Annotated in this window: 2 protein-coding genes; one reads left to right on the top strand and one right to left on the bottom strand. The window is 31.2% G+C overall.

All coding sequences use genetic code 11. The annotated features are described in order from the left end of the window. Positions 1–56 precede the first annotated feature (56 nt). Complete coding sequence (locus tag L6Q46_RS13320; protein ID WP_291284714.1) at positions 57–2,210, bottom strand: carboxy terminal-processing peptidase; 2,154 nt, start codon at positions 2,208–2,210, stop codon at positions 57–59. Between the two features lie 143 nt (positions 2,211–2,353). Between L6Q46_RS13320 and surE the strand changes: the two genes are divergently transcribed. After that, positions 2,354–3,121, top strand: a complete 768-nt coding sequence (gene surE / locus L6Q46_RS13315) for a 5'/3'-nucleotidase SurE (RefSeq protein WP_291284713.1) — start codon at positions 2,354–2,356, stop codon at positions 3,119–3,121. Positions 3,122–3,161 lie beyond the last annotated feature (40 nt).

The following is a 3,161-nucleotide window of genomic DNA, read 5'->3' as shown; positions in this document are numbered from 1 at the left end:
TTGAAAAAACTAGAATAAAAAAAACCCGATTCTCACGAATCGGTTTTTTTTTATGATTAATTCAAACTCAATTTCTGAGTTAATCCTTTTCCTTTAGTTAATAATTTCATATCAGAAATAACATTTAAAGTTTCTTCAATGTAAATATCTTTTTGCATGTCTTCGTGCCAACGCTCTCTTTTTTGTTTTAGTAAAGTATCTTTCTCAAACAAAGCAACTTCGTCTGGCAAAGAGGTAAACACAAAATTATTTTTATAATCGGTAATTGCTTTAAACTTCTTAATTTTTGCATCGGCTGTTTCAATTTCTCTATTGAATTCATTCAAATTCAAGCTAAAATCGTTTTCATCTTTACGTTCAAAAATCCATTTTGCATTTTCATCAATAAGATTGAAAGTTGAATTAGCGGCAATTCTTCTCTTACTATTTGCAATTACATTATCATAGTTAATGTTAAGTGGTTGATATTTTGCAGGTGCAATTTTATCCCACGGCAAAGCACTTTCTTCATCACGCTCTCCCATATCTAAATAGGCAAAACGATCTGGAAATACAATATCACTTTTTACACCTTCGCGTTGTGTTGAACCTCCATTAATTCTATAGAATTTCTGAATAGTTGTTTTTAACGCACCTAAGTCACCATAAGAATTTCCTCTGATAAATTGATTCAAATCAATCATATTTTGAACCGTTCCTTTTCCATAAGAATGTTTACTTCCTACAACAATACCGCGTTTATAATCTTGAATAGCTGCAGCAAAAATTTCAGAAGCTGATGCCGAAAAATTATTAATCATTACAACAAGTGGGCCATCATATTGTACTTTTTTGTCTGGGTCTGGCAGAATTTCTGGATTTTTATTAGGCGCTTTTACTTGAACAACTGGTCCTTCAGGAATAAACAACCCAACCATTTTAACCACAGTTTCTAAAGAACCACCACCATTATCGCGTAAATCCATGATAAGTCCATCAATGTTTTGTGCTTTCAATTTTTCAATTTCAGCCGCAACATCTTTAAAAGCGTCACGATTTTCTTTATTTTCAAAACTAATATAAAATTTAGGTAAATAAATAATCCCAAATTTCTTTCCATCTTTCTCTACAATACTCGATTTAGCAAAGGTTTCTTCTGTTTCTACTTCATCTCTAATTATCGTAATCACTTTTATAGTACCATCAACTTTTTTAACTGTTAAACGCACTTCAGTTCCTTTTGGACCTTTAATTTTCTTCACTACATCATCTAAACGCATTCCAGCAATATCAAGAGGTTCTTCTTTACCTTGACCTACTTTTAAAATTAAATCCCCAGCTTCTAATTCTTTTCCTCTCCAAGCTGGACCACCCGAAATTAATTCCGATACTTCAACTCCAGATTCTTTCTTTTGTAATCGAGCTCCAATTCCTTGGAAAGTTCCGCTCATACTTACATCAAATTTTTCTTTATCATCTGGTGAAAAATAGAATGTGTGTGGATCAAAACGTTCTACAATTGAATTTAAAAAAATTGCAAACCAATCATCTCTTTCCAATTCTTTCTCAATAAAATCAAAATATTCATTTAATGATTTCAATGAATTTTCACGAGCTTCTTTTTCAATAGTTTCAAAAGATTTTACTTTGTAATTAGCGTCATCTTTCTTTTTATCTTCTTCAAGTTTTTGCTTATCTGTAATCGAAGAAAGAGCAGATAATTTCAATTGCTTTCTCCATCTGTCTACTAATTCAGATTTGTTTTTACTGAAAGGTAATTTTTCGTAATCTACATTGATGCTCTCTTTTGCATTAAAATCAAAAGGTTTCTCTAAGATAGACTCATAAATTTCTCTAGATTCTTTCATTCTTTTTAACAAACGAGCATTTGTTAAGTTAAAGAAAGTTAAATCTTTATTTTTAATCATGTCATCAATTTGAGTTTCATATTTACTGAACTCATCAATGTCACTTTGAAGAAAAAATCGTTTTGTAGGATCAATATTATTTAAATATTTACTGTACACTTTTTTAGAAAAATCATCGTTTAACTCAACCGGACTATAATGTCCTTTTTCTAAAACAAAAGACAACAACTCCAATAAAAGTTTGTCTTTCTCTGGATCATCTTTTTTTTCTCTAGGAATAAAACTCCACAGTATTGCTGATAAAGCAGTTACCAACAATATAACCTTATAATTTCTTTTCATAAATTCCACTATTCGTTTCATTGAAAAATTTTCAACTAAATTACACAAAAAATCATGCCATAAGTATGCAAAATACTATAATTTTTTGTTAAACCAATAAAAATTGTCATTCAAAAAAAAGGTTTCGGCATAAATTATTTAATTTAGCAAAAAATGTACGAAGAATGTCAAAACCACTTATATTAGTAACCAACGACGATAGTATTGTTGCACCAGGAATTCGCGCTTTAATTGAAGTTATGAAAGAACTTGGCGATGTGGTAGTTGTAGCTCCTGATAGCCCACAAAGCGCCATGGGTCACGCCATCACAATCAACAACACATTAAAACTAGAAAAAGTACATTTAGACAAAGACCTTGAACAAGAATACAGTTGCAGCGGAACACCAGTAGATTGTGTAAAAATTGCTGTAAACGAAATTCTAAAAAGAAAACCCGATTTATGTGTTTCTGGAATTAATCATGGTTCAAATTCATCGATTAATGTAATTTATTCAGGAACGATGAGTGCTGCAGTTGAAGCTGGAATCGAAGGAATTCCCGCTATCGGATTTTCGTTATTAGATTATAGTTGGGATGCAGACTTTGAACCAATAAAAAGTCATGTAAAACAAATAGCTTCAGAAGTTTTAAAAAATGGTTTGCCCGAAGGTGTGATTTTGAATGTGAATTTCCCAAAATTAAGCAAAGAAGAAATAAAAGGAGTGAAAATTTGTCGCCAAGCGAAAGCCATGTGGCAAGAAGAATTTGACAAAAGAACAAATCCACAAGGGAAAGAATATTATTGGTTAACCGGAAAATTTGTCAATTTAGATAAAGGAACTGATACGGATGAATGGGCTTTAGAAAACGGTTACATTTCGATTGTACCAGTGCAATTTGATTTAACAGCACATCATGCGATGCAACAATTAAATTCTTGGGAATTATAAATTTAGACGATTAGAAAATGAAATCACCACTAATAAAAAT

Source organism: Flavobacterium sp., assembly GCF_023151265.1.
In the GTDB taxonomy this organism is placed as follows: domain Bacteria; phylum Bacteroidota; class Bacteroidia; order Flavobacteriales; family Flavobacteriaceae; genus Flavobacterium.
Note: the sequence above shows the minus strand (reverse complement) of the source record. Positions and strands in the feature narration are given on the sequence as shown.